At 60.8% G+C, this 26,259-nt stretch carries 22 protein-coding genes and 1 pseudogene; 16 read left to right on the plus strand and 7 right to left on the minus strand.

The window, feature by feature from the left end:
* Positions 1-6: 6 nt before the first annotated feature.
* The 3 genes from J2Y86_RS12515 to J2Y86_RS12525 all read right to left on the minus strand — a co-directional run bounded on the left by J2Y86_RS12515 (position 7) and on the right by J2Y86_RS12525 (position 3,390).
* Entirely contained in the window at positions 7-1,104 is a 1,098-nt protein-coding gene (locus J2Y86_RS12515; RefSeq protein WP_253431640.1) for an amino acid ABC transporter permease, read from the minus strand.
* 10 nt (positions 1,105-1,114) lie between these two features.
* Positions 1,115-2,296, minus strand: coding sequence for an amino acid ABC transporter permease (locus J2Y86_RS12520; RefSeq protein WP_253431644.1), 1,182 nt, complete (start codon positions 2,294-2,296; stop codon positions 1,115-1,117).
* A 65-nt stretch (positions 2,297-2,361) separates the two neighbouring features.
* Positions 2,362-3,390, minus strand: coding sequence for an amino acid ABC transporter substrate-binding protein (locus J2Y86_RS12525; RefSeq protein ID WP_253431647.1), 1,029 nt, complete (start codon positions 3,388-3,390; stop codon positions 2,362-2,364).
* Positions 3,391-3,858: 468 nt separating this feature from the next.
* Between J2Y86_RS12525 and J2Y86_RS12530 the strand changes: the two genes are divergently transcribed.
* The 5 genes from J2Y86_RS12530 (at position 3,859) to J2Y86_RS12550 (ending at position 9,162) form a co-directional block, all read left to right on the plus strand.
* Entirely contained in the window at positions 3,859-4,515 is a 657-nt protein-coding gene (locus tag J2Y86_RS12530) for an alpha/beta hydrolase (protein WP_253431650.1), read from the plus strand.
* Positions 4,516-4,606: 91 nt separating this feature from the next.
* A complete protein-coding gene (gene rhlB, locus J2Y86_RS12535) occupies positions 4,607-6,094 on the plus strand; it encodes an ATP-dependent RNA helicase RhlB (RefSeq protein WP_253431654.1) in 1,488 nt (495 codons plus the stop codon).
* A gap of 127 nt (positions 6,095-6,221) precedes the next feature.
* A complete protein-coding gene (locus tag J2Y86_RS12540; protein ID WP_253431657.1) occupies positions 6,222-7,169 on the plus strand; it encodes an ornithine cyclodeaminase family protein in 948 nt (315 codons plus the stop codon).
* Positions 7,170-7,317: 148 nt separating this feature from the next.
* Positions 7,318-8,445: an NAD(P)/FAD-dependent oxidoreductase gene (locus J2Y86_RS12545; protein ID WP_253431662.1), complete on the plus strand. Its 1,128-nt coding sequence runs from the start codon at positions 7,318-7,320 to the stop codon at positions 8,443-8,445.
* Between the two features lie 90 nt (positions 8,446-8,535).
* The gene (locus tag J2Y86_RS12550; protein WP_084320493.1) at positions 8,536-9,162 is read left to right on the plus strand and encodes a helix-turn-helix transcriptional regulator; all 627 of its coding nucleotides are present in this window, start codon (positions 8,536-8,538) and stop codon (positions 9,160-9,162) included.
* A gap of 145 nt (positions 9,163-9,307) precedes the next feature.
* On the opposite strand, the gene hmpA is transcribed toward J2Y86_RS12550, so the two are convergent.
* Positions 9,308-10,489: an NO-inducible flavohemoprotein gene (hmpA, locus tag J2Y86_RS12555; RefSeq protein WP_253431665.1), complete on the minus strand. Its 1,182-nt coding sequence runs from the start codon at positions 10,487-10,489 to the stop codon at positions 9,308-9,310.
* A gap of 156 nt (positions 10,490-10,645) precedes the next feature.
* Here hmpA and norR point away from each other — a divergent pair, with 156 nt between their 5' ends.
* From norR to J2Y86_RS12580, 5 genes are all read left to right on the plus strand, one after another.
* Complete coding sequence (norR, locus tag J2Y86_RS12560) at positions 10,646-12,196, plus strand: nitric oxide reductase transcriptional regulator NorR (protein ID WP_253431668.1); 1,551 nt, start codon at positions 10,646-10,648, stop codon at positions 12,194-12,196.
* Positions 12,197-12,413: 217 nt separating this feature from the next.
* Positions 12,414-13,316, plus strand: a complete 903-nt coding sequence (locus J2Y86_RS12565) for a chemotaxis protein CheV (protein ID WP_145316602.1) — start codon at positions 12,414-12,416, stop codon at positions 13,314-13,316.
* Positions 13,317-13,342: 26 nt separating this feature from the next.
* The gene (locus J2Y86_RS12570) at positions 13,343-13,801 is read left to right on the plus strand and encodes a GNAT family N-acetyltransferase (RefSeq protein ID WP_253431671.1); all 459 of its coding nucleotides are present in this window, start codon (positions 13,343-13,345) and stop codon (positions 13,799-13,801) included.
* Between the two features lie 167 nt (positions 13,802-13,968).
* Entirely contained in the window at positions 13,969-14,295 is a 327-nt protein-coding gene (locus J2Y86_RS12575) for a hypothetical protein (RefSeq protein WP_253431674.1), read from the plus strand.
* A gap of 83 nt (positions 14,296-14,378) precedes the next feature.
* Entirely contained in the window at positions 14,379-15,128 is a 750-nt protein-coding gene (locus tag J2Y86_RS12580) for a YkgJ family cysteine cluster protein (RefSeq protein ID WP_253431677.1), read from the plus strand.
* On the opposite strand, the gene J2Y86_RS12585 is transcribed toward J2Y86_RS12580, so the two are convergent.
* From J2Y86_RS12585 to J2Y86_RS12590, 3 genes and pseudogenes are all read right to left on the minus strand, one after another.
* A complete protein-coding gene (locus J2Y86_RS12585; protein ID WP_437180685.1) occupies positions 15,125-16,171 on the minus strand; it encodes a methyl-accepting chemotaxis protein in 1,047 nt (348 codons plus the stop codon). The two genes, J2Y86_RS12580 and J2Y86_RS12585, sit on opposite strands and share 4 nt — an antisense overlap.
* 255 nt (positions 16,172-16,426) lie before the next feature.
* Positions 16,427-16,708 (minus strand): annotated as a pseudogene (locus J2Y86_RS30435) (PAS domain-containing protein); the annotation flags it as partial.
* A 152-nt stretch (positions 16,709-16,860) separates the two neighbouring features.
* Positions 16,861-17,118 carry a hypothetical protein gene (locus J2Y86_RS12590; protein ID WP_007905458.1) on the minus strand — a complete coding sequence of 86 codons (258 nt, stop codon included), beginning with the start codon at positions 17,116-17,118 and terminating at the stop codon, positions 16,861-16,863.
* A 347-nt stretch (positions 17,119-17,465) separates the two neighbouring features.
* On the opposite strand from J2Y86_RS12590, the gene J2Y86_RS12595 reads away from it, so the two are divergent.
* From J2Y86_RS12595 to J2Y86_RS12615, 6 genes are all read left to right on the plus strand, one after another.
* Positions 17,466-18,626: an efflux RND transporter periplasmic adaptor subunit gene (locus J2Y86_RS12595; protein ID WP_253431683.1), complete on the plus strand. Its 1,161-nt coding sequence runs from the start codon at positions 17,466-17,468 to the stop codon at positions 18,624-18,626.
* A complete protein-coding gene (locus J2Y86_RS12600; RefSeq protein ID WP_253431686.1) occupies positions 18,623-21,724 on the plus strand; it encodes a multidrug efflux RND transporter permease subunit in 3,102 nt (1,033 codons plus the stop codon). The genes J2Y86_RS12595 and J2Y86_RS12600 overlap by 4 nt, the downstream gene beginning before the upstream one ends.
* Positions 21,725-21,733: 9 nt before the next feature.
* The gene (locus tag J2Y86_RS12605; protein WP_007916978.1) at positions 21,734-22,411 is read left to right on the plus strand and encodes a heavy metal response regulator transcription factor; all 678 of its coding nucleotides are present in this window, start codon (positions 21,734-21,736) and stop codon (positions 22,409-22,411) included.
* The gene (locus J2Y86_RS12610) at positions 22,401-23,765 is read left to right on the plus strand and encodes a heavy metal sensor histidine kinase (RefSeq protein WP_253431690.1); all 1,365 of its coding nucleotides are present in this window, start codon (positions 22,401-22,403) and stop codon (positions 23,763-23,765) included. Before J2Y86_RS12605 ends, J2Y86_RS12610 begins: the two co-directional genes overlap by 11 nt.
* A gap of 300 nt (positions 23,766-24,065) precedes the next feature.
* On the plus strand, positions 24,066-24,290 hold the full coding sequence (locus J2Y86_RS30275) for a hypothetical protein (protein ID WP_367399715.1): 225 nt from the start codon (positions 24,066-24,068) through the stop codon (positions 24,288-24,290).
* 281 nt (positions 24,291-24,571) lie between these two features.
* On the plus strand, positions 24,572-26,074 hold the full coding sequence (locus J2Y86_RS12615; RefSeq protein ID WP_253431693.1) for a sensor domain-containing diguanylate cyclase: 1,503 nt from the start codon (positions 24,572-24,574) through the stop codon (positions 26,072-26,074).
* Positions 26,075-26,259: the final 185 nt, after the last annotated feature.

Here is a 26,259-nt window from a genome sequence, read left to right on the forward strand (position 1 = left end):
GAACTCCTAACGCTTGTGGCCAGTGTCGAGCTTGCGTTCCAGATGCATGGAATAGCGCGACATACCAAAACAGAAAATCCAGAACACCAGGGCCGCGAACACATAGCCTTCAGTGGCCATGCCCAGCCATTTCGGGTCGGCGGCGGCTTGCTTGACGCTGTTGAGCAGGTCGAACAGGCCGATGATGATCACCAGGCTCGTGTCCTTGAACAGCGCGATGAAGGTGTTGACGATGCCAGGGATTACCAGCTTCAGGGCTTGCGGCAGAATCACCAGGCCCATGCTGCGCCAGTAACCGAGGCCCATCGCTGCAGCCGCTTCGTACTGACCTTTGGGAATCGCTTGCAGACCGCCACGCACCACTTCGGCGACGTAGGCCGACTGGAACAGGATCACGCCGATCAGCGCCCGCAGCAGTTTGTCGAAGTTCATGCCTTCGGGCAGGAACAACGGCAGCATCACCGAGGACATGAACAGCACCGTGATCAACGGCACGCCGCGCCAGAATTCGATGAAGGTCACGCAGACCACTCGAATCGCCGGCATGTTCGAACGACGGCCCAGGGCCAGGACGATACCCAGCGGCAGAGCACCGGCAATACCGACGGTGGCGATCACCAGGGTCAGCATCAGGCCGCCCCATTGGCTCGTCGCTACGGCACTCAGGCCGAATACGCCGCCGTGCAGCAGGCACCAGGCAATAATCGGGTACAACACCAGGAAGCTCAGCCCGTACACCGCTTTACGCGGGAAGCGCGAGATGAACAAGGGTGCCACGCCGATCACCGCCAGCCACACGGTCAGGTCCACGCGCCAGCGCAGGTCCAACGGGTAGTAGCCGTACATGAACTGGCCGAAACGCTGCTGGATGAACACCCAGCAGGCGCCTTCCTTGGTGCAGTCGGCGCGGGTGGTGCCGACCCAGTTGGCATCAATGACCGCCCACTCCAGGATCGGCGGAACGATCAGGTAAATCAGGTAGAACGCGAACAGGGTCAGCGCGGTGTTCAGCCAACTGGAGAACATGTTCGCGCGCATCCACGCCATCGGCCCGAACACTTTGCTCGGTGGGGGCATGTCAGGTTTGAAAGTATGAGTACTCATGCGCTATTCCTTACCGCTCGATCAGCGCAATGCGCTTGTTGTACCAGTTCATCAGCAGGGAAATGCTGATACTGATCGCCAGGTACACGCTCATGGTGATCGCAATCACCTCGATCGCCTGCCCGGTCTGGTTCAGCACCGTACCGGCAAACAACGAGACCATTTCCGGATAACCGATACCGGCCGCCAGCGAAGAGTTCTTCGCCAGGTTCAGGTATTGGCTGGTCAGCGGTGGAATGATCACGCGCAGGGCTTGCGGGATGATGACCTTGCGCAGGGTCGGACCGTTGCGCAGGCCCAGCGAGTGGGCCGCTTCGGTCTGGCCATGGCTGACCGACTTGATGCCCGAACGCACGATCTCGGCGATGAACGCCGCGGTGTACACCGTCAGGGCCAGGGTCAGCGCCAGCAGTTCCGGGATGAGAACCCAGCCACCGACGAAGTTGAAGCCTTGCAGCTTCGGCATTTCCCAGTGCACCGGCGCGCCGAAGATCAACGCGCAGAGTGCCGGGATCACCAGGAACAGCGCCAGGCCAACCCAGAACTTGTGGAATGGCACACCGGTCGCTTCGAAGCGTTTGTTGGCCCAGCGGCTCATCAGCACGATGGCGACGATGGCCACGACGACGCTGACCACGAACGGCCAGAAACCGTCCGCCACCAGTGCGGCCGGCATGTTCAGGCCGCGACTGCTGACGAAGAAGGTGTCGCCGAAGTTATGGCTGTTGCGTGGCCCCGGCATGGTCAGGAACACCGCGAAGTACCAGAACAGGATTTGCAGCAGCGGCGGAATGTTACGGAAGACTTCCACATAGACAGTCGCCAGCTTGGCGATGATCCAGTTCTTCGACAGCCGTGACACGCCGACGATGAACCCGAGGATCGTCGCCAGGATCACGCCGATGAAGGTCACCAGCAATGTGTTGAGCAGGCCGATGACAAACACCCGGGCATAGCTGTCCGATTCGGTGTAGTCGATCAGGTGTTGAGCGATACCGAAACCGGCACTGCGCTCAAGAAAGCTGAAACCGGAGGTAATGCCCCGGTGTTGAAGGTTGGTCTGTGTGTTGTCGAACAGGTACCAGCCCATCGAGACCACCGCCACAATGGTGATGATCTGAAATAGCCACGCACGCACTTTGGGATCGCTGAGGCTGAGCCTCTGCTTTGGTGCGCCGATTGAATTTTGCATGAAGTGCCCCGGATGTAATGGAACAGAACATCACCCGGCGGTTGGCCCACCGGGTGATAGAACCATCAGCGCACTGGTGGTGCGTATTGAATGCCGCCGTTGTTCCACAGAGCGTTCAGCCCGCGGTCGATGGCCAGTGGAGTGCTCTTGCCGAGGTTTTTCTCGAACACTTCACCGTAGTTGCCCACTTGCTTGACGATCTGCACGACCCAGTCTTTCTTCACTTTCAGGTCTTTGCCGTATTCACCGTCAGCGCCCAGAAGACGAGCGACGTCCGGGTTCTTGGTGGATTTGGCTTCAGCTTCAACGTTTTTCTGGGTGATACCCATTTCTTCAGCGTTGACCATGGCGAACAGGGTCCACTTCACGATGCTGAACCACTCTTCGTCGCCTTTACGCACGACCGGGCCCAGAGGCTCCTTGGAGATGGTTTCCGGCAGAACGACGTAGTCGGTCGGCGTCGCCAGCTTGCTGCGTTGTGCGTAGAGCTGGGATTTGTCGGAGGTCAGCACGTCGCAACGACCGGATTCCAGCGACTTGGCGCTTTCATCGGAGGTGTCGAAAGTGATCGGGGTGTATTTCAGACCGTTACCGCGGAAGTAGTCCGAAACGTTCAGCTCGGTGGTGGTACCGGCTTGAATGCAGATGGTGGCGCCGTCGAGCTCTTTAGCGCTTTTCACGCCCAGCTTGTTGTTCACTAGGAAGCCGATGCCGTCGTAGTAAGTCACGCCGGCAAACACCAGGCCCATGCCCGAATCGCGGGAGCTGGTCCAGGTGGTGTTACGCGACAGCACGTCGATTTCGCCGGACTGCAGCGCGGTGAAGCGCTCCTTGGCGTTCAACTGGCTGAACTTCACCTTGGTTGCGTCGCCGAATACGGCAGCGGCCACAGCGCGGCAGACGTCAGCGTCGATACCGATGATCTTGCCAGTGGAGTCTGGAACCGAAAAACCAGGCAGGCCATCGCTGACGCCGCACTGTACGAAACCTTTCTTCTGCACTGCATCCAGGGTTGCACCCGCCTGAGCGAACCCACTGACACCGAGTACTGCGGCTGCAGTCACGATGGCCAGGGTGGATTTCAACATCTTCATTCAAACCTCCAGTTTTGCTCTTGTTGTGTCGGAGCTTGAGTCCTGTCGCACCCTTATGAGGCGTAGTCGACCCGTGTTGGCTTTTTTTGGGGTCAACCGACGTAGGACCTGCGCTATGAGTCTAGTAGGAGAAAATCCAAATCATGGACCACTCACTTCTCACCAATCGGCCGAACGGGCTGTAGCCCTTTCACGTTCGCGAAGCCCGTAGCGGCCACTGGCGAACATCCATCACCGGATTTTTTTGCTATCCCACCACGAACAATGGCCTGATAGTGTTACCGACAGGCGTGGGATTTTCGTACAGGCTTTCCTATAGCAAAGCCCGTACCAGACCGCTCGCCAATGCACTTAAGGGACAGGTCAATAGCAAAACTTGTAGCCTTGCGACATCTTCGTAACTGATCAACCTGACGCGCACTCGCATCACGCACTCAATGAGAGCGCACGCACAAAATTGGAGCAGCCATGACCGAACCCTTGATTCTTCAACCCGTCAAGCCCGCAGACGCCTGCGTTATCTGGCTGCACGGCCTGGGCGCCGACCGTTACGACTTCCTGCCGGTGGCCGAAGCGCTGCAGGAAACCCTGCTGAGCACCCGCTTCGTGTTGCCTCAGGCACCGACCCGCGCCGTGACCATTAATGGTGGTTACGAGATGCCGAGCTGGTACGACATTCTGGCCATGAGCCCGGCGCGGGCGATCAGCCGCGAACAGCTCGAGGCGTCGGCGGACAGAGTCATTGAATTGATCGAAGAGCAGCGCGCCGGCGGAATAGACGCCTCGCGGATTTTCCTGGCCGGTTTTTCCCAGGGTGGCGCCGTGGTGTTACACACCGCGTTTCTGAAATGGCAGGGGCCGTTGGGTGGCGTACTTGCCCTCTCTACTTATGCACCGACCTTCAGCGATGGACTGGAGCTTTCCGCCAGCCAGCAACGCATTCCGGTGCTGTCGCTGCACGGCCAGTACGATGACGTGGTGCAAAACGCCATGGGTCGCACCGCCTACGAGTATTTAAAGACCCATGGTGTCACCGTGACATGGCAGGAATACCCAATGGGTCACGAAGTGTTACCCGAGGAAATTCGCGACATCGGCGTCTGGCTCGCTGAACGCCTGCGTTAACGGTTCAGGCGAAAAACAGCCCATTGATCCCTCCCACTACGCCGCGCCCGTTTCTTGCATTACACTGGCCGGCACTTAACCTATTGATGAGATGACCGTGCTCAAAGCACTCAAGAAAATGTTCGGTAAAAGCGAGACTGAGCAGCTCGCGCCAGTCTCCAGCGCTCCGTCTCACACCCCCAGCCACCGCACCGACGGTAATCAGCCTGGCCGGACCGCCCCCGTAGCGGCACCGCAACACGCGCCGAAGCCCGCACCGGCCACCCCAGCTGTCGAAGCCATTGTCGCTGAGGCGCCGACCAGCGAAGCGGCGAAACCTGCCAAACCGCGCCGCGAGCCCAAGCCGAAAGCGCCGGTCACCCCCTGGAAACTCGAAGATTTCGCCGTTGAACCCCAGGAAGGCAAAACCCGTTTCCACGATTTCAAACTCGCTCCGGAACTGATGCACGCCATCCAGGACCTGGGTTTCCCGTACTGCACGCCGATCCAGGCGCAGGTGCTGGGTTTCACCCTCGCGGGCAAAGACGCCATCGGGCGCGCCCAGACCGGCACCGGTAAAACCGCCGCGTTCCTGATTTCGATCATCACCCAGTTGCTGCAAACCCCGCCGCCGAAAGAGCGCTACATGGGCGAGCCGCGGGCGCTGATCATCGCGCCGACCCGTGAACTGGTGGTGCAGATCGCCAAGGACGCCGCCGACCTGACCAAGTACACCGGCCTCAACGTCATGACGTTTGTCGGCGGGATGGATTTCGACAAGCAGCTCAAGCACCTCGAGGCGCGTCATTGCGACATTCTTGTCGCCACCCCGGGCCGCCTGCTCGACTTCAACCAGCGCGGCGACGTGCACCTGGACATGGTCGAAGTCATGGTCCTGGACGAAGCTGACCGGATGCTCGACATGGGCTTCATCCCGCAAGTGCGCCAGATCATTCGCCAGACTCCGCCGAAGAACGAACGTCAGACGCTGCTGTTCTCCGCGACCTTCACCGAAGACGTGATGAACCTCGCCAAGCAATGGACCACCGACCCGTCGATCGTCGAGATCGAGTCGCAGAACGTGGCCAGCGAAAACGTCGAGCAGCACATCTACGCGGTTGCCGGTGCCGACAAATACAAACTGCTCTACAACCTGGTCAACGACAACGGTTGGGAGCGGGTCATGGTCTTTGCCAACCGCAAGGATGAAGTGCGGCGCATCGAAGAACGCCTGGTACGCGATGGCGTCAATGCCGCGCAATTGTCCGGCGACGTGCCGCAGCACAAGCGCATAAAGACGCTTGAAGGCTTCCGCGAAGGCAAGATCCGCGTGCTGGTGGCCACCGACGTGGCCGGTCGCGGCATTCACATCGACGGCATCAGCCACGTTATCAACTTCACCCTGCCGGAAGTCCCGGACGACTACGTGCACCGCATCGGCCGGACCGGTCGTGCTGGCGCCGATGGTGTGTCCATCAGTTTTGCCGGGGAAGACGACTCCTACCAGCTACCGTCCATCGAGGCGCTGCTGGGTCGCAAGATCAGCTGTGAAACGCCACCGACGCACCTGTTGCGGGCGATTGAGCGCAAGCGTCCGTAACGCTGGCCTTAATGAAAGAGGCGCAGCCGGCAACGGACTGCGCTTTTTTTTCGTCCCGGATATTGCTCGCGATAACTAAAAGTCCATAATAGACAAATTAGTTTACTTCCAGCTCCCGGAGCCGACCATGTCCAGCACGCCTTATGTGATCACCCAACCCCAGGCCCGTGAATTGTTGGCACAGGTCGATGTGCCGCAGATCCTGCGCAAGATGTTCCGCGACCTGGCCGTCGGGCAAGCGGTGCAACCGGCGCAGCAATTGGTGGAATTCCCCAAGGGTGCCGGCGACTTCATCAACTACCTGGGCGTGCTGGCTGAAGACGGGGTTTACGGGGTGAAGACGTCGCCCTACATCGTGCGCGAACAAGGTCCGCTGGTGACCGCATGGACCTTGCTAATGTCGATGCAGACCGGCGAGCCGCTGCTGCTCTGCGATGCCGGTGAACTGACCACTGCGCGAACCGCCGCGACCACCGCTGTCGCTGTCGACGCACTCGCACCGTTGAATGTGCAGCGTCTGGCGATCATCGGCAGCGGCAAGGTCGCCCTGGCGCACCTGCATTACGTCAAGGGTTTGCGCGACTGGCAAAGCATCCACCTGTTCTCGCCGAACCTGAGCGAGCTCAGCCCTGAAGCCCTGGCCGAGATCAAAAGCCTCGATCCACGGCTGACCCTCGTCGACACTCGCGAAGCGGCCGTCCAGGACGCCGATGTGATCATGCTGTGCACCTCGTCCGCCGGCCCGGTGATTGACCCGTCCAGCCTGAGCAAACCGGCGCTGATCACCTCCATCAGCACCAATGCACCGCGCGCCCACGAAGTGCCGCCGCAGAGCCTCAATGACATGCAGGTGTTCTGCGACTATCGCCTGACCACTCCGGGCTCGGCGGGCGAAATGCTGATTGCCGGCGAGCAACATGGCTGGGACAAGAACGCGATTGTCGGTGACCTGCCCGATCTGCTCAGCGAAAAAGTCCAGCGCCCGGGCTACGACCGCCACGTGTTCTTCCGCTCGATCGGCCTGGGCCTGGAAGACATCGCACTGGCCAATGCCATTTACCGCCTACACCCCTAAACACCACGACCCCCTGTGGGAGCGGGCTTGCCCGCGATGGCGTCGTATCAGCCAGCATCATTGCTGAATGCCAGAACGCCATCGCGAGCAAACTCGCTCCCACAGGGATCTCTACATTTTTGGCATTTACGCTCGACAGGAGACGTTCATGAGCCAGGCAGATTTCATCATCATCGGCGGCGGGATTGCCGGCGCTTCCACCGGTTTCTGGCTGTCGCAGCATGCCCGGGTGATTGTGCTCGAACGCGAATCCCATCCGGCCTATCACTCCACCGGACGTTCCGCCGCGCTGTTCACCGCGGCTTATGGCACACCGCAAGTCCGGGCACTGACCCAGGCCAGCCGCGATTTCTTCGACGCCCCACCCGCCGGGTTTTGCGAACACCCGCTGCTGACTCCACGCGGCGAGATGACCGTGGATTTCACCGGCGACCCGACCGAGCTGAACAATCAATACCTCAGCGCCAAAGCCACGGTGCCGGAGATGCAACTGCTCAGCGCCGACGAAGCCTGCGCGCGCCTGCCGATCCTGCGCCGGGAAAAAGTCCACGGCGCGATCTACGACCCGACCGCCAGCGACATCGACACCGATGCTTTGCACCAGGGTTACCTGCGCGGCATCCGTCGCAATAAAGGTGAAGTGCACACCGACAGCGAAGTCCTGAGCCTGACCCGCGATGCCGAGGGTGTGTGGCAGGTGCAAACCAACAGTCAAACCTTCAGCGCCCCGGTCATCATCAACGCCGCCGGTGCCTGGGCCGACAAGATCGGCGAACTGGCCGGCGCACGACCGCTGGGTCTGCAACCGAAGCGCCGTGCGGCGTTCATCTTCGCCGGGCCGGAAGGCGTGGACATCCACCATTGGCCGATGCTGGTCAGCCTCGACGAGTCGTTCTACATGAAGCCCGACGCCGGCATGTTCCTCGGCTCACCGGCCAACGCCGACCCGGTCGAACCCCACGACGTGCAGCCTGAAGAACTGGACATCGCGATGGGCATCTACCAGATCGAAGAAGCCACGACCCTGACCATCCGCCGTCCGACCCGCACCTGGGCCGGCCTGCGCAGCTTCGTGGCCGACGGCGATTTGCTGTCCGGTTTCGATCTGCAGGTGCCGGGCTTGTTCTGGGTCGCGGCGCAAGGCGGTTATGGCATCCAGACCTCGCCTGCCATGGGTCAGGCCAGCGCCGCACTGGTGCGCGGCGAACCCTTGCCCGAGCAACTCTCGCGTTTCGGCCTCGATGCCGCAATGCTCTCCCCCGCTCGCCTGGGCTGATCCGCGTCCTCAGGTGACGTGTCGACACGATTGCGGCAAACTTCCAGCGCCCTTTTTGCAGGGCGCTGACGCTGCCTGGAGCTCCACTGTATGAACGCACCTGTAAAAGACCCGGCCCTGGACAACTTCCGCGCGATCGCCGACGCCATCGCCACGTTGTTCTTTCCCCACGCCGAGGTGGTGCTGCACGATTTGCGCACACAGAAAGTCGATTACATCGCCAATAACCTGTCGAAACGGGAAGTCGGTGACGATTCCGCGCTGGAAGACATGCTCAGCGATGACATCAGCGAACGAAACATCGGCCCGTACGAAAAGCTCAATTGGGATGGTCAGAAGATTCGCAGCCTGAGCAGCGTCTTGCGCGACAGCAACGGTCATCCGCTGGCCGTTCTGTGCATCAATCTGAATATTTCGCTGTTCGAAAACGCCAAGGCCGCGCTGGATCTGTTCCTGTCGCCGAGCAAACTGATCCCGCAACCGGATTCACTGTTTCGTGATGACTGGCAGGAGAGGATCAACACCTTCCTCCACGGCTGGCTGCGCGAACGTCAGCTGAGCCTGAACCTGCTGACCCGCGACCATAAACGCGAACTGGTGCTGGCCCTGCACGCCGAAGGCGCGTTCAAGGGCAAAAGCGCTTCCAACTATGTGGCGAACGTGCTGAACATGGGACGGGCGACGGTGTACAAACACCTGAAGGAATTGAAGGGCTGATACGCCAACACGCTACCGGATAACCGGCGAAACACGGGAGCAGGCTTGCCGGCGAAACACGCACCTGTAGGAGCACGGCTTGCCGGCGAAGGCGTCCTCAAGATCGCCTTCGCCGGCAAGCCGTGCACCTACAGAAAAGCGGCGGTTATTCCAGCGCCGAAGCCGGGCCGAAGAACTCGTAACGGCTTTGCTTCTCCGGCACACCCAAGGCTTTCAGGTGACGCTTCACCGCCGCCATGAAGCCTTTAGGCCCCAGGAAGTACGCATCCAGATCGCGCTGCTGCGGCAACCATTCGCCCAGTTGTTCCTGACTCAACAACCCGACCTTGTCCGCTGCCGGACTGACTCCATCGTCCTCAGCGTAGCAATAGAAGCGCTTGAGTTGCGGGTGACGCTCGGCCAATCCATCAATCCAGTCGCGGAAGGCGTGGACGCTGCCGTTGCGTGCGCAGTGGATAAAATGCACCGGCCGCTGGGTTTCCAGCGCCGCTTCGAGCATGGCCAGGGTCGGGGTGATGCCGACGCCGCCACTGATCAGCACCAACGGTTTGTCGCTGTCGGTCAGGGTGAATTCGCCCGATGGCGGGAACAGCTGAATGCTGGAGCCGACGTGAAGTTGATCGTGCAGATGGTTCGAGGCACGCCCACCGTTTTCACGCTTGACGCTGATGCGGTACTGGCCTTTGTTCGCCAGGGCTGACAGCGAATAGTTACGACGAATCTCTTCGCCATCGAGGATCAGTTTCATGCCGATGTACTGGCCGGGTTCAGCCGCGAGGATCGGGCCTTTGTCCGCCGGTTCGAAGTAGAACGAGGTGATTTCCGCGCTTTCCTCGACCTTGGCCGCGACGATGAATGCCCGCGCACCGCGCCAGCCGCCCGGTGCCTGTTCTTTCTGGTCGTAGATGCTGGTTTCGGCGCCGATCAGGATTTCGGCCAGTTGACCATAGGCTGCGCCCCAGGCACTCATCACTTCCGGCGTGGCAATCTCGTCGCCCAGCACTTCGGAAATCGCCCGCAGCAGGCAGGTGCCGACAATCGGGTAGTGTTCCGGAAGAATTTGCAGGGCCACGTGCTTGTTGATGATCTTGGCCACCAGATCGCCCAACTGATCGAGCTGATCGATGTGGCGCGCATACATCAACACGCCGTTGGCCAGGGCGCGGGGTTGATCACCGCTGGCCTGGTGCGCCTGGTTGAACAGTGGGCGGACTTCCGGGTATTCGGAGAGCATCATGCGGTAGAAATGCGTGATCAATGCTTCGCCGCCGCTTTCCAGCAACGGCACGGTGGATTTGACGATTGCACGGTCTTGAACGCTGAGCATAAGGTGACTCCTGAGCTACTTGGGTTTCTAATTGATTACCCTATGCTTATCAGTTTCCGTGCCAGCTATTTAGTTGTTATAAATCAATAAGTTAAAAACATTCTAGTCATAACGACACAGCCTGACTTATAGTCATCTCGACTACATGGAGTCACTATGACTGCAAAATCCCTGCTCACCACCTTGCTTCCCCTGGTCTCGGACCTGTCCCGCGAACTCCCCGAAGGCGAGCGCTATCGGCGCCTGCTCGAAGCCATGCGCGCCCTGCTCCCCTGCGACGCCGCCGCCCTGTTGCGCCTCGATGGAGATTGGCTGGTGCCTTTGGCCGTTGACGGCTTGAGCACCGACACCCTCGGTCGGCGCTTCAAAATCAGCGAACACCCGCGCTTCGAAGCGCTGCTCAGCAGCCCCGGCCCGACCCGTTTTGCCGCCGACAGCGACCTGCCCGACCCTTATGACGGGTTGGTCGACGGCCTCCACGAGCATCTGGAAGTCCACGACTGCATGGGGTGCCCGCTGTTTATCGACGAGCGTCCGTGGGGGTTGCTGACCCTCGACGCGCTCGACCCGGAACGTTTCGAACCGATCGAACTGGACGCCCTGCAAGCCTTCGCCAGCCTCGCCGCCGCCACAGTCAATGCCGCCGAGCGCATCGAACGGCTGGCCAATCGTGTCGAAGACGAACATCAGCGCGCCGAGGTCTACCGTCAGGCCAGCGGTCAGCAGAACCGCGAAATGATCGGCCAGAGCAAGGCCCATAAACGGCTGGTGGAAGAAATCAGCCTGGTGGGCGGCAGCGACCTGACCGTGTTGATCACCGGGGAAACCGGGGTCGGCAAGGAGCTGGTGGCCCAGGCGATTCACGCCGCCTCGCCCCGGGCCGACAAACCGATCATCAGCCTCAACTGCGCCGCGCTGCCGGACACGCTGGTGGAAAGCGAACTGTTCGGCCACGTGCGCGGCGCGTTTACCGGGGCGACCAGCGATCGCCGTGGCAAGTTCGAACTGGCCAATGGCGGCACGCTGTTTCTTGATGAAGTCGGCGAGCTGTCGCTGACCGTGCAGGCCAAGTTGCTGCGCGTGCTGCAAAGCGGTCAGTTGCAGCGGCTGGGGTCGGACAAGGAACATCAGGTCGACGTGCGACTCATCGCCGCGACCAATCGCGACCTCGCCGAAGAAGTGCGCAGCGGCCGTTACCGTGCTGATTTCTATCACCGTTTAAGCGTTTACCCACTGCTGGTGCCGGCCCTGCGGGATCGCGGGCGGGATGTGCTGCTGCTCAGCGGATTCTTCCTGGAGCAGAACCGCTCGCGCATGGGCCTCAACAGCCTGCGCCTGAACAGCGATGCCCAGGCTGCGTTGCTCGCGTATGACTGGCCGGGTAATGTGCGAGAGCTGGAGCACTTGATTGGTCGCAGCGCGTTGAAAGCCTTGGGCCACTGTAAGGAACGGCCGAAGATCCTCAGCCTGAGTGCGGCGGATCTGGAGTTGCCCAGCGGCAATGTGGAGGTAACGTCCGAGCCGCCGGCTGCGACTCCGGTGGCGTTGGTGTCCGGGGATTTGCGTGAAGCGACTGAAAGTTACCAACGGCAATTGATCAGCGCATGCCTGGAACGGCACCACAATAACTGGGCGAGCGCGGCGCGTGAGCTGGGCCTGGATCGGGCGAATCTTGGGCGGATGGCCAAGCGATTGGGTATGAAGTGACGGCCCCTTCGCGAGCAAGCCCGCTCCCACATTGGATCTTCAGCGAACACCCAATGTGTGTACGACAGAAATCCAGTGTGGGAGCGGGCTTGCTCGCGAAAGCGTCCTACCATTCAACCGAATTTCTAAAGCCTGCCCCCAACAAGTCGATAACCCGGCATCGATAGCTTTTGGCGACTTTCCATTCGCCCATCACCTTTTTCCACAGAAGGTTTTTATGTCCTCCACCAAAGCCCGCGCAGACTCACTTTCGCTTCTGCTGTTTACCTTGCGCAGCGGCAAGCTGATGGCGATCAACCTGCTCAAAGTCAGTGAAATCATCCCCTGCCCGCCGCTGACCAAGCTGCCGGAGTCGCACCCCCACGTCAAAGGCATCGCCACCCTGCGCGGTGCGTCGTTGTCGGTGATCGACCTCAGCCGCGCCATTGGCGAGCGGCCGCTGGAAGACCCGAACGGCGGCTGCCTGATCGTCACGGACGTCAGCCGCTCCAAGCAGGGCCTGCACGTTCAGGCCGTGAGCAAGATCGTCCATTGCCTGACCACCGACATCCGTCCGCCGCCCTTCGGCTCTGGCGGCGTGCGGTCGTACATCACCGGTGTCACCTCGGTCGATGGCACGCTGGTGCAGGTGCTGGACATCGAAAAAGTCATCCACGGCATCGCCCCGGCGCAGATCGAAATGGCGCCGACCGAACTGAGCATGGAAGACGCCGAAGTGCTGGGCAATGCGCGCATCCTGGTGGTCGACGACAGCCAGGTCGCCTTGCAGCAGTCGGTGCACACCCTGCGCAACCTCGGCCTGCAATGCCACACCGCGCGCAGCGCCAAGGAAGCTATCGACTGCCTGCTGGACCTGCAAGGTACAGCCCAGCAAATCAACCTGATCGTCTCGGACATCGAAATGTCGGAGATGGACGGCTACGCCTTCACCCGCACGCTGCGTGAAACTCCGGATTTCTCGCACCTGTATGTGCTGCTGCACACCTCGCTGGACAGTGCGATGAACAGCGAAAAGGCACGTCTTGCCGGCGCCAACGCGGTGTTGACCAAGTTCTCCTCGCCGGAGCTGACCAAGTGCCTGATCGAGGCGGCCAAGGCGGTCGCCGAACAAGGTCATTGAGTGTGGCCGAGGCCTTTTGTTTTTTGATGCGACGCAACCTGGCTGAGGTTGCGCCAGCCATCACCTGGCCTCAGGGCATTGTCCTCAGCGAATATCGCCCCGAACTGGCAGAAGCGGTTCATCGGTTGATGGCGCTGGGTTACCTGGAAGGTGGCGGCCGCGTGCCGGCGCTGGAAACCTGGCAACAGCGGTTCGAGACCGATCCCGAGTACGATCCTTCCCTGTGCTTCATCGCGCTGGATGCCGACGGTATCGTTGGCGTGTGCCAGTGCTGGACCAGCGCCTACATCAAGAGTCTGGTGGTACACCCGCGCGCTCAGGGTCAGGGATTGGGTCGGGCATTGCTGTTGAATGCATTCAACGTGTTTCAGCAACGTCGCGAAGGGTTTGTGGATTTGAAGGTGCTGGAAGACAACGTTCGGGCGCAGCGGTTGTATGAAAGTGCCGGGATGTATGTGGTCCGCAGGGAGCCGGTTCCGGCCTGACACACCGCCATCGCGGGCAAGCCCGCTCCCACAGGGTTTGTGTCGTATCATTTTTCGCGAACGACACAAAACCTGTAGGAGCGAGGCTTGCCCGCGAAGAGGCCGACACATTCAACCCAATACCATCAGGCATACTCGGCCCACACATGCCCAAGGATGCCTGACCAATGAAAGCCACCACCCTCACCTTCCTCTGCCTCACCGCCCTCGCCTCCCAAGCCCAAGCCTCCACCCCTGAAGCCTGGGCCGCCTTCGACAAAGCCATGCTCGCCAGCTGCATCAAGGCCAGCGGTCTGGCAGACGCCTTCCCCGTCGGCAAAGCCGCACAGTTCGATGACCGTGTCGACTACACCGCCGTGCTCCTGCAAGGCCGCTACCCGCAAAAACACATGAAAGGCCAGCAAGGCACCGAGCTGTGCCTCTACAACAAGAAAAGCAAAACCGCCTACGTGACCGAATGGGACTCCATCCGCCTACCTGCAAAATCCAAGTGAATGGCGCATAACTTGCTTCGAGGCAGACCTTCGCGGTGACATTCTGTCGCCGTTTCGGGCCCTCATAGGCGACTGACCCTTCGATGAATACGACGTTTTCCTGCGTAGGTTGTGGCAAATGCTGCAATGACCATCACGTGCCCCTGACCCTGACAGAAGCCCGGATGTGGGCGGCCGACGGCGGTCAGGTGATCGTGCTGGTGGAAGGTTTCCTGGGCAATGGCCTGGGTCTGCCGGTGCGGCAACGCGAACATGCCGAACGCCGTTCGGTGGTGGTTCAAAGCGGCGCCACCGAAGCGTACGTGGCAATCACGTTTGCGGCCTACAACGTCGGTCCCTGCCGGAATCTTGACGAAGATAACCTCTGCCGCATCTACGAACGCCGGCCGCTGGTGTGCCGTATCTATCCGATGGAAATCAATCCGCACATTCCCCTCAACACTTCGATCAAGGAATGCCCACCCGAATCGTGGGAGCAAGGACCGGATCTGATCGTCGGCGGTGAACTGGTCGATCAGGAACTTGCAGGACTTATCCAGCGCTCCCGTCAGGCGGATCGCGATGACATCCGCACCAAGGATGCGATTTGCGCATTACTGGGCATTCGGACTACAGCGCTCAAGGGCGATGGATTCACCGCGTACCTGCCGGACATGAGCGCATTTGCCACGGTTATCGATCAGGTGGCGCAACAGCCGTCGACGGGGTCGGGCAGTGACTGGCAGTTCCACGTGTCCGGCGACGACATCGCCGGGCAAGTCCTGGCCGCCGGCGCGCAAGTGACCACCGAGACACCCGTCAACTACGCATTCATTTCGTTGCGCGCGGCTTAACGGCGTTCTCGCCAAAACTCCTGCGCCAACTGCCGCAAATCCCCCGCCAGTTCCGCCACGTCTTCGGAGTTGGCCTGGCTTTGCCGGCCTTCGCTCACCGTGACTTCGCAGGCAGCGCGAATGCTGCTGATGTTGCGGTTGATGTCTTCGCTGACGGTGCTCTGCTCTTCCACCGCCGAGGCGATTTGCAGGCTCATTTGCGTGATTTGATTGACCCGCCGACTGATCGCGTCCAGCGCATCGGCGGCGCGCCGGGCCTGGTCGACGCTGCTTTCCACCTGCTCACTGCTTTGCTGCATCACCACCACCGCATCCCGCGTGCCGTTCTGAAGGGTGCTGATCATGCGCTGAATCTCGTTGGTCGATTGCTGGGTGCGCTGCGCCAGTCCTCGCACTTCGTCGGCCACCACCGCAAAACCGCGCCCGGCATCCCCGGCGCGTGCGGCCTCGATGGCCGCGTTGAGGGCCAGCAGATTGGTTTGCTCGGCGATGCTGCGGATCACTTCCAGTACTCCGGTGATCTCGCTGCTGTGCCCTTCCAGCTGATGAATCACCTCGGTGGCGTGCGCCAGTTCCTCGGCCAGACGCAAGACTGCGTGGCGACTCTCGCTCACCAGCTGATGACCTTCGCGGGTTTCCCTGCCGGCCAGATCAGCCGCCTGCGAGGCTTGCTGCGCATGGCTGGCCACCTGAGCGACGCTGGCGGACATCTGATGAATCGCCGCCGCCACCTGATCGGTTTCAGCCTGCTGGGACAGCGTGCTGCTGTGGCTGCTTTGCAAGTGTTCGACCAGTTCCGCCGCGTGCCCGGCCAGGCGCTGCGAGGCATCGCCGATGCGCCCCACCACCGCGCCGATCCGCGCTTCGAGCATCTGAAAAGCAAACTCGATCTGACCGAACTGATCCCGGCGGCCGGTGTAAATGCCCTGGCTCAGCGGATTATCGGCAATCTGCCGGGCGCGTTCGGTCAATGCCGTCAGCGGACGCAACATCAGCCCGGTTCCGACGGCCGCCAAACCGCTGCCGATGACAAACGCCAACATCCCGAACACGGCCGATGACGGGTTGAGCCACGCCTCGATGCCCACCACACAGGCCAGCGTCACACTGAACAGCGCCGTCACTTTGAGACCCGGTGCGAGCACAGGCAGGCGTTGCAACAGCGGCACCCGACTGTCGCGAAGATTTGCGTAGGCTTTTTCCGCGGCTTCGATCTGTCGCGCCGAGGGCCGGGTCCGGACCGACTGATATTCCACCGCCTGACCGTTCTGCGTCACCGGTGTGGCGTACGCGCTCACCCAATAGTGATCGCCATTCTTGCAGCGATTCTTCACCAGCCCCATCCATGAACGGCCACTTTTGAGGGTCTGCCACATATGCGCGAAAGCCGCTGCCGGCATGTCCGGGTGACGCAGCAGGTTGTGCTTCGAGCCCAGCAATTCCTCACGGCTGTAGCCGCTGATCTTGATGAAGTCGGCGTTGGCGTAGGTGATCGCGCTGGTCAGATCAGTGGTCGAGAGGATGTTTGCATCAGCCGCAACGTCGACATTACGGCCGGTCACCGGGAGGTTGATCTTCATGGAAAGCGCGCTCGTTGTAGGGAAAGAGTCGGCAGGGCAGCTGACTCTAAGCGCACTGATTCCACAAACGTTGATCTGGCTCAGGATATGAGCACTTAGCCATCACCGCGATTGAAAACCGCGGCGGATGGCCAATGGCGGGGGGTGGAAACTCAGCGCTTGCCCATCGAACGACGAGTGCCGGGAGGCGCTGCGCCGGGGGTCTTGGTGTGGCCGTTCTTGGCGCCGTTCTTGTACCACGGCTGGCTGGCGTTTTTTGCGGCGGCCAGTTCACCCGGTTTGAACGGGAACTTGAACGCCGGGATCGCGGCTTTGGTTTCGCTGTCTGCGCTGGAGTCGACGCTGTCTGGCAGGTCTGCCTGGTCGTCGCTCAAGGCGTCGGCAACCGGCGGTTGTGTCGGGGAAGTCATGAAAGCTCCGGGTGATGCAATAGAGTCGGGCCCGGTCAGCGAGCCGCGAAAGGCGGCAGTATACCTGTGTCGGGGGCGGCAGGCTTCACGCGGTGAGTGAGTCTGTCGGGTTTTGTAGTGGCAAGTATGCCGCCATCGCCAGCAAGCCGGCTCCTACACAGGATTGGCGTTCAGCACGACCTATTGTAGGAGCCGGCTTGCTGGCGATGAGGCCAGAACAGACAAAACCAACTCCAAACTGACAGCGCCGTCAGTTAGCAGTCACCTTCCTGACCGGCGAACAGGTTTATAAAGGGAGGTATAACCCTGACCAGACTCCGTCCACCCAGCCCCGGCGCCCCACTCGCATGCGAATTCAGAAAAAACCCGCCTTGATCGCCGCCCTTCTGATTGTCCTGGCAGCGCTGGGCGTGTGGTACGCCACCAAACCCGTGACGGCCAAACTGGCCGCGCCCACGGCGATTCCGGTTCGGGTGGTGAACGTCGCCGAAAAAGATGTCCCGCGCTACGTCAGCGGCATCGGCTCGGTGCTGTCGCTGCACAGCGTGGTGGTGCGCCCGCAGATCGACGGCATCCTCACCAAAATACTGGTCAAGGAAGGTCAACTGGTCAGCAAAGGTGACTTGCTTGCCACCATCGATGACCGCTCGATCCGCGCCAGTCTCGACCAGGCCCGCGCACAACTGGGCGAAAGCCAGGCGCAGCTGCAAGTGGCGCTGGTCAATCTCAAGCGCTACAAACTGCTGAGCGTCGACGACGGCGTCTCCAAGCAGACCTATGACCAGCAACAAGCGCTGGTCAACCAGCTCAAGGCCACCGCCCAGGGCAATCAGGCGTCGATTGATGCCGCTCAAGTGCAGCTTTCCTACACACAGATTCGCTCCCCGGTCAGCGGGCGCGTCGGTATTCGCACGGTGGACGAAGGCAACTTCCTGCGCATGACCGACACCCAGGGCTTGTTCACGGTGACCCAAATCGACCCGATCGCCGTGGAGTTTTCCCTGCCACAGCAAATGCTGCCGACCCTGCAAGGCCTGATCAACGATCCGGAGCACGCGCAGGTGAAGGCCTACATTGGCGCCGACACCGACGGCGAAACCGGCAACCTGCTGGGCGAGGGTCACCTGACCCTGATCGACAACCAGATCAACGCCAACACCGGGACCATCCGCGCCAAGGCCGAATTCAACAACCCCGGGCAGAAACTCTGGCCGGGCCTGCTGGTGACGGTAAAGATTCAGACAGCCTTGGATAAAGATGCGTTGGTGGTGCCGCCCACGGTCGTTCAACGCGGGCTCGATCAACACTTCGTGTACCGGGTCAAGGGCGACAAGGTTGAAACCGTTCAGGTGCAGATGGTTCATCAGGGCAGCGGCCAGGACATCATCAAAGGCGTGAAACCGGGCGACGTGCTGGTCAGTGACGGCCAGTCAAGGCTCAAGCCCGGCTCGACCGTGCAGGTACTGACCGAGCCACCGCAAGTGGTGCAATCGGAGTCGAAGCCATGAAGGGCCACGGCTCGGTTTCGGCGTGGTGCATCGATCATCCGGTGGCGACGATCCTGCTGACGTTTGCCCTGGTGTTGCTCGGCGTCATCGCCTTCCCACGCCTGCCGATCGCGCCGCTGCCGGAAGCCGAATTCCCGACCATCCAGGTGGCCGCGCAACTCCCCGGCGCGAGCCCGGAAACCATGGCGTCGTCGGTGGCCACACCGCTTGAAGTGCAATTCAGCGCCATTCCCGGCGTGACTCAGATGACCTCAAGCAGTGCGTTGGGCTCGACCAACCTGACCCTGCAATTCACCCTCGACAAAAGCATCGACACGGCCGCGCAGGAAGTGCAGGCCGCGATCAACACCGCCGCCGGCAAACTGCCCAAGGACATGCCGAACCTGCCGACGTGGCGCAAGGTCAACCCGGCCGATAGCCCGGTGCTGATTCTCAGCATCAACTCAACCTTGATGCCCGGTCCCGAACTCAGCGATCTGGTGGAAACCCTGCTGTCCCGTCAGATCAGTCAGATCGACGGCGTAGGCCAGATCAACATCACCGGTCAGCAGCGTCCGGCCATTCGCGTTCAGGCTTCGGCGGACAAACTCGCGGCCATCGGCCTGACGCTGGCGGACATTCGTCTGGCGATTCAGCAGACCAGCCTCAACCTGGCCAAAGGTGCGTTGTACGGCGAATCGAGCATCTCCACGCTGTCCACCAACGATCAGCTGTTCCACCCGGACGAATACAGCCAGCTCATCGTTTCCTACAAGGACGGTGCACCGGTTCACCTGAAAGATGTAGCGAAAGTCGTCAACGGTTCGGAAGATGCCTACGTGCAAGCCTGGGCCGGTGACAAGCCTGGGGTAAACCTGGTGATTTCCCGGCAACCGGGCGCCAATATTGTCGAAACCGTGGACCGCATCCAGGCTGCCCTGCCCGGCCTCGAAGCGATGCTGCCGGCCTCGGTGCAGGTCAAGGTGCTGGTCGACCGTACCCAGACCATCCGCGCCTCATTGCATGAAGTGGAAATCACTCTGCTGATCGCGATCATGCTGGTGGTGGCCGTCATGGCGCTGTTCCTGCGCCAATGGTCGGCGACGCTGATCGTGTCGGCGGTGCTGGGTGTTTCGCTGGTCGCCAGTTTCGCCCTGATGTACATCATGGGCTTCAGCCTGAACAATCTGACGCTGGTGGCGATCGTGGTGGCCGTGGGGTTTGTGGTCGACGATGCGATTGTGGTGGTGGAGAACATTCACCGTCACCTGGAAGCCGGCGACGGCATGCGCGAAGCGGCGATCAAGGGCGCCGGCGAAATTGGTTTCACCGTGGTCTCGATCAGTTTCTCACTTGTGGCGGCGTTCATCCCGTTGCTGTTCATGGGCGGCGTGGTCGGGCGGCTGTTCAAGGAGTTCGCCCTGACGGCCACGTCTACGATCCTGATTTCAGTGGTGGTGTCGCTGACCCTGGCGCCGACGCTTGCAGCTTTGTTCATGCGAGCACCGGTGCATCACGCCCATAGCAAACCCACGTTCGGCGAACGCTTGCTGGCAGGCTACGAAAAACTGCTGCGCCGCGCCCTCGCCCATCAGAAATTGATGATCGGCGTGTTCTGCCTGTCTTTGGGCCTGGCGATTGCCGGCTACATCTTTATCCCCAAAGGATTCTTTCCGGTCCAGGACACTGGGTTTGTCCTCGGCACTACCGAAGCGGCTGCCGACATTTCTTACGGCGACATGGTGAAAAAACACCTGGCGATGGCGGAAATCGTCGCGGCAGATCCGGCGGTCGCAGCGTTTTCCCACTCCGTCGGCGTTTCGGGCAGCAACCAGACCATCGCCAACGGCCGCTTCTGGATCTCCCTGAAAAAACGCGGTGATCGCGACGTCTCGGCCAGCCAGTTCATCGACCGGATTCGCCCGAAACTGATGGCAGTGCCGGGCATCGTGCTCTATCTGCGCGCCGGTCAGGACATCAACCTCAGTTCCGGCCCGAGCCGCGCGCAGTACCAATATGTGCTCAAGAGCAACGACGGCGCGACCCTCAGCACCTGGACCCAGCGCCTGACGGAAAAATTGCGCGCCAACCCGGCGTTCCGCGACATTTCCAACGACCTGCAACTGGGCGGCAGCATCACGCACATCAGCATCGACCGCAGCGCCGCAGCGCGTTTCGGCCTGACCGCCAGTGATGTCGACGAAGCGTTGTACGACGCGTTCGGTCAGCGGCAGATCAACGAATTCCAGACCCAGATCAACCAGTACAACGTGATTCTGGAACTGGACACCAAGCAACGGGGCAAGGCCGAAAGCCTCAACTATTTCTACCTGCGCTCGCCCCTGAGCGGAGAAATGGTGCCGCTGTCGGCGCTGGCGAAATTCGATGCGCCGACGGTGGGTCCATTGTCGATCGCCCACGACGGCATGTTCCCGGCCGCCAACCTGTCGTTCAACCTGGCACCCGGTGTGGCACTGGGCGACGCCGTCATCATGCTCAATCAGGCCAAGGCTGAAATCGGCATGCCGGCGGCCATGAGCGGTAACTTCCAGGGCGCGGCCCAGGCGTTCCAGAGTTCGCTGGCCAGCCAGCCATGGCTGATTCTGGCGGCGTTGGTGGCGGTGTACATCATTCTTGGCGTGCTCTACGAGAGCTTCGTCCATCCGCTGACCATCATTTCGACCCTGCCCTCGGCGGGGCTCGGCGCAGTGATCATGCTGTGGATCTGCGGCCAGGACTTTTCGATCATGGCGTTGATCGGGCTGGTGCTGCTGATCGGCATCGTGAAGAAAAACGGCATCCTGATGATCGACTTTGCGCTGGAAGCACAGCGCAAGGGTGGCCTGCCACCGGAAGAAGCGATCTACCAGGCCTGTATCACCCGGTTCCGGCCGATCATCATGACCACCCTCGCCGCCCTGCTCGGCGCACTGCCGCTGATGCTCGGCTACGGCACCGGCGCCGAACTGCGTCAGCCCTTGGGGATTGCGGTGGTTGGCGGCTTGCTGGTGAGCCAGGCGCTGACGCTGTTTACCACTCCGGTCATATACTTGTGGCTTGAGCGGCTTTTCCATCGGCCCAAACCTTCGCCCATGCCGGCGTTGGCGACCACAGACTGAGGCGGGGTCATGCGCGTTCTGATTATCGAAGACGAAGAAAAAACCGCGGATTATCTGCACCGCGGCCTGACGGAACAGGGTTACACCGTGGACCTGGCGCGGGACGGCGTCGAAGGCCTGCACCTGGCGCTGGAAAGCGACTACGCGGTGATCGTCCTCGACGTCATGCTGCCGGGTCTCGACGGCTTCGGCGTACTGCGCGCGTTGCGTGCGCGCAAGCAAACCCCGGTGATCATGCTCACCGCCCGCGAGCGTGTGGAAGACCGCATCAAAGGCCTGCGCGACGGCGCCGACGATTACCTCGGCAAACCGTTTTCCTTCCTCGAACTGGTGGCACGCCTGCAAGCGCTGACCCGGCGCAGCGGCGGTCATGAACCGGTGCAGGTGAGCATCGCCGACCTGTGGATAGATTTGATCAGTCGCAAGGCGACCCGCGCCGGTACGCGACTGGACCTGACCGCCAAGGAGTTCTCGCTGCTCAGCGTGCTGGCTCGCCGGCAAGGTGAAATCCTCTCGAAAACCGCGATTGCGGAAATGGTCTGGGACATCAATTTCGACAGCGACGCCAACGTCGTCGAAGTCGCGATCAAGCGCCTGCGGGCCAAGCTCGACGGGCCGTTCGACGAGAAACTGCTGCACACGATCCGTGGCATGGGTTATGTGCTGGAGAGCCGTGGTGTCCAGTAATTCGATTGCACTGCGCCTCAGCGGGATGTTCACGCTGGTGGCGCTTCTGGTGTTTCTGCTGATCGGCTGGGCGCTGTATCAACAGGTCGACAAGGGCTTGGGCCTGCTGCCCGAAGCCGAACTGGATGCGCGCTACAGCGTGCTCGAATCCACCGTCGGCCGTTACGGCACGCCGGAGCATTGGGTGAAGATCAACAACAAACTCAAGTTGCTGGGTGAAGAAGACAAACGCATCAGTTTCTGGATCATCAGCGGCGATCCACACTACGAATACGGCAACCTGACGGCGCAGATCCGCACCTTCGCCGAAGGGCCGCTGGGCATGCGCGACTTGCAGTTGCCGGACCAGCCCTATCCGCTGAAAGTGCTGGTCAGCCAGTTTCCGGCCAAGGATCAGCGACCGCCGTTGCGCTTCATGATCGGCATCGACACCGAGACGTTTTTCCAGACCCAGCACCATCTGCTGATTGCCCTGATCAGCCTGGCGATTGTCGGTGTGCTGCTGGCCTCGGCACTCGGCTACTGGGTGGCGCGGATCGGTCTCAAGCCGTTGATCAAGCTGTCTCAGGAAGCCCAGCGACTGGCGCCACCGTTGCGTTCCGGACGCTTGCGCCTGTCGTCGCTGCCGCCGGAACTCAATCAATTCGTCAACTCATTCAACTCCACACTGGAGCGGGTCGAACAGGCCTACTCACGGCTTGAGTCGTTCAATGCCGACGTCGCCCACGAATTGCGCTCGCCGCTGACCAACCTGATCGGCCAGACCCAGGTGGCACTGACCCGTGGCCGTTCGGCCGAGCACTACTTCGAAGTGCTGCAATCGAATCTTGAAGAACTGGAGCGGCTGCGCTCGATCATCAACGACATGTTGTTCCTCGCCAGTGCCGACCAGGGCAGCAAGGCGACCAAACTGACGTCCACCTCACTGGCCGATGAAGTGGCGACGACGCTGGAGTATCTGGATTTCATTCTTGAAGATGCGCAGGTTCAGGTGCAGGTCAATGGTGACGCGCACGTCCGAATCGAAATCGCGCATCTGCGGCGGGCGCTGATCAATTTGCTCAGCAACGCGGTGCAACACACCGAGCCCGGCCAGGTGATTCAGGTGCGGATCGAGGTCGAGGAGCATCTGGTCAGCATTGGCGTCGCGAACCCTGGATCACCGATTGCCAGCGAGCATTTGCCACGGTTGTTCGAGCGTTTTTACCGGGTCGATGCGTCGCGCAGCAACAGTGGCAACAACCACGGCCTCGGGCTGGCGATCGTCAAGGCGATTGCGTTGATGCATGGCGGCGATGTGTTTGTGCGCAGTGATCACGGCATGAATACCTTCGGCATTCACCTTCCCGTCTGACCCAACCCCGCCCCTTGTGGTGGAGGGACTCTGTGGCGAGGGAACTTGTCCCCGCTGGGCTGCGAAGCGGCCCCAAAAAATCTGCAGCGTTACCGAAATCTTGCCAGTGCTGCGCACTGGAACGGGGACAAGTCCCCTCGCCACAAAAGCCCCCTTTGCCACAGGACCTCGTTCACCTCGGCTCATCTACTGTTGCCTTAACCGCAACAGTCCTTTCATGAAACCGCTCTTTTTCCCCTCTCCAAAGCGCCTTATCTTTGCGCCACCAAACAGCACTTGCCAAGCAAGAAGGTTTTAAAGATGTCCAACACCATGGGTATTGCCAGCGCTTTCGTTTTGTCCTCTTTGTTCCTCTCCCCGTTCGCCGTCGCTGAAGAGTCGCAGACTTTCGTCGCGCACAATGCGGCACGCGCTGCCGCGTTCGAAGCGAATCAGAGCGAAATGACAGCCAGGGCTCAAGACGCTGCGCCAACCCCTCAAGCGTCTACCACTCAGGCCCAACCACGGGTCGAGAAAGATAGCTGATCGCGACGTATCGCTCTGTTTCCCTCGACACGTTCATCGGCTCTTCCCGTTGAACCGTTGTCTTCAAAGCCGCTGCTGTCAGCGGCTTTTTTTTGTTGTCACTGCATTGATCATTACAAGAATTGCAACGATGCGAATCAACGTTCAGGTAGTCGACATCAGGACAGCGATGAATACCGGGTGATCGTCGACTACCCGCTCAATGTCTTCTAAGCTTGGGTTAGTAGAGGCCAGCGCGTTTTGCTGGTCTTTTTTTTGCTCCTCAAACAGACATTCTCCCCATGCCCGCGAGCCGTCCCCCACACGTTTCAGGCAAGACCGGTCGCCCCGAGCTCATGGTGATCCTCGGCAGCTCCCTGACCGTTATCGCGATTCTCAGCATCGTCACCTTCCTGCTGATCCGCGAACACGCCAACGCGCAACAGGCGGCCACGCGCAGCGCGACCACGATTGCGCAACTGATCGATGCCGACGTGCTGCGCACTGTCGAACTCTACGATTTGACGCTGCAAGGCCTGATTGCCGCCTCGCAGCGGGATGACTTGAAACAGGTGTCAGCGCAGATCCGCCATCTGGTGCTGTTCGACCGCTCCACCACGGCGCGCTTCAAGGGCGACATTCTGCTGCTGGACAAGCAGGGCGACGTGCTCGCGGACTCCTCGTTGATCGAGCCCAAGCCCGGTAACTTTGCCGATCGCGATTATTTCCTCGCACATGCCTTCAACCGCGACACCGGCATGTTCATCAGTCGTCCGTTCAAACCCCGTTGCGACTGTGAAGACAGCGACGAATGGCGAATCAGTTTCAGTCGCCGTATCTCATCGACTACGGGTGAATTCCTTGGGGTCGCCGTGGCTTCGATGCGCCTGGGCTACTTCGATCAACTGTTCAACAGCCTGAACATCGGGGCCGGCAGCGCGCTGTCCATCATCAACGACGACGGGATATTGCTGGCGCAGAAGCCTCATCTGACCAATGACTCGGTCGGCAAAAGCTTCGCCAATCGCCCCAATGTCCAGCGCATCCTGCGCGAACACAGCGGCAGCTTCGACAGCGTGTCGAGCGTCGACCATGAGCAACGCCTGTATACGTTTTCCAGGGTCGGCAACCTGCCATTGACGGTGATCGTCGCGCTCTCCGGCAACGACGTGTTTGCCGCCTGGAAGCGCACGGCGATTGTGATCAGCGGTGCTACCGGCGTGTTGTGCATCGGCCTGCTTTGGCTGAGCTGGCTGCTGTGCCGGGAACTGCGCCTGCGCCACAACGCCGAGCAGGAACTGGCACAACTGGCCGCCACCGATGCCTTGACCGGCGTGGCCAACCGCCGAACGCTCGATCAGACCCTGCGCCACGAGTGGTTTCGCGCCCAACGTTCCGGCAAACCGCTGTCGGTGCTGATGATCGATGCCGACCACTTCAAGGCCTTCAACGATCAACATGGTCATCAGGCGGGGGACGATGCGTTACGTGCGCTGGCCAAAGTGATTGCCGAGAATGTGCGACGACCGGCAGATCTGGTCGCCCGGTACGGAGGGGAGGAGTTTTCGGTGATCCTGGCGGAAACGGACAGCGCGGGAGCACGGCAGATTGCCGAACACATCCGCGTTGCAGTGGAACAACTGCCGTTTGTGGCGGGCATTGAATCGCCGATTACTGTCAGTATCGGCATCAGCACCTGGACCACGGCCACCGACACCAGTCTCGAGCAGTTGCTGTTTGCGGCGGACAAGGCGCTGTATCAGGCGAAGGAAAGCGGGCGGAATCGGGTGGTGGCTGCGCAGTGAGATCTTCGCTGTGGTGGCCGGCCTCTTCGCGGGCAAGCCCGGCTCCCACAGGTAATGCGTCGTACCCAAATCTTTGGTATCCCCCGATACCTGTGGGAGCGGGCTTGCCCGCGATGGGGCCAGAAAAGACACCACATCTCTTTCCCGCAGACATAAAAAAAGGCCACCCGAAGGCAGCCTTTAAA

It is taken from the genome of Pseudomonas migulae (assembly GCF_024169315.1).
GTDB lineage: Bacteria > Pseudomonadota > Gammaproteobacteria > Pseudomonadales > Pseudomonadaceae > Aquipseudomonas > Aquipseudomonas migulae_B.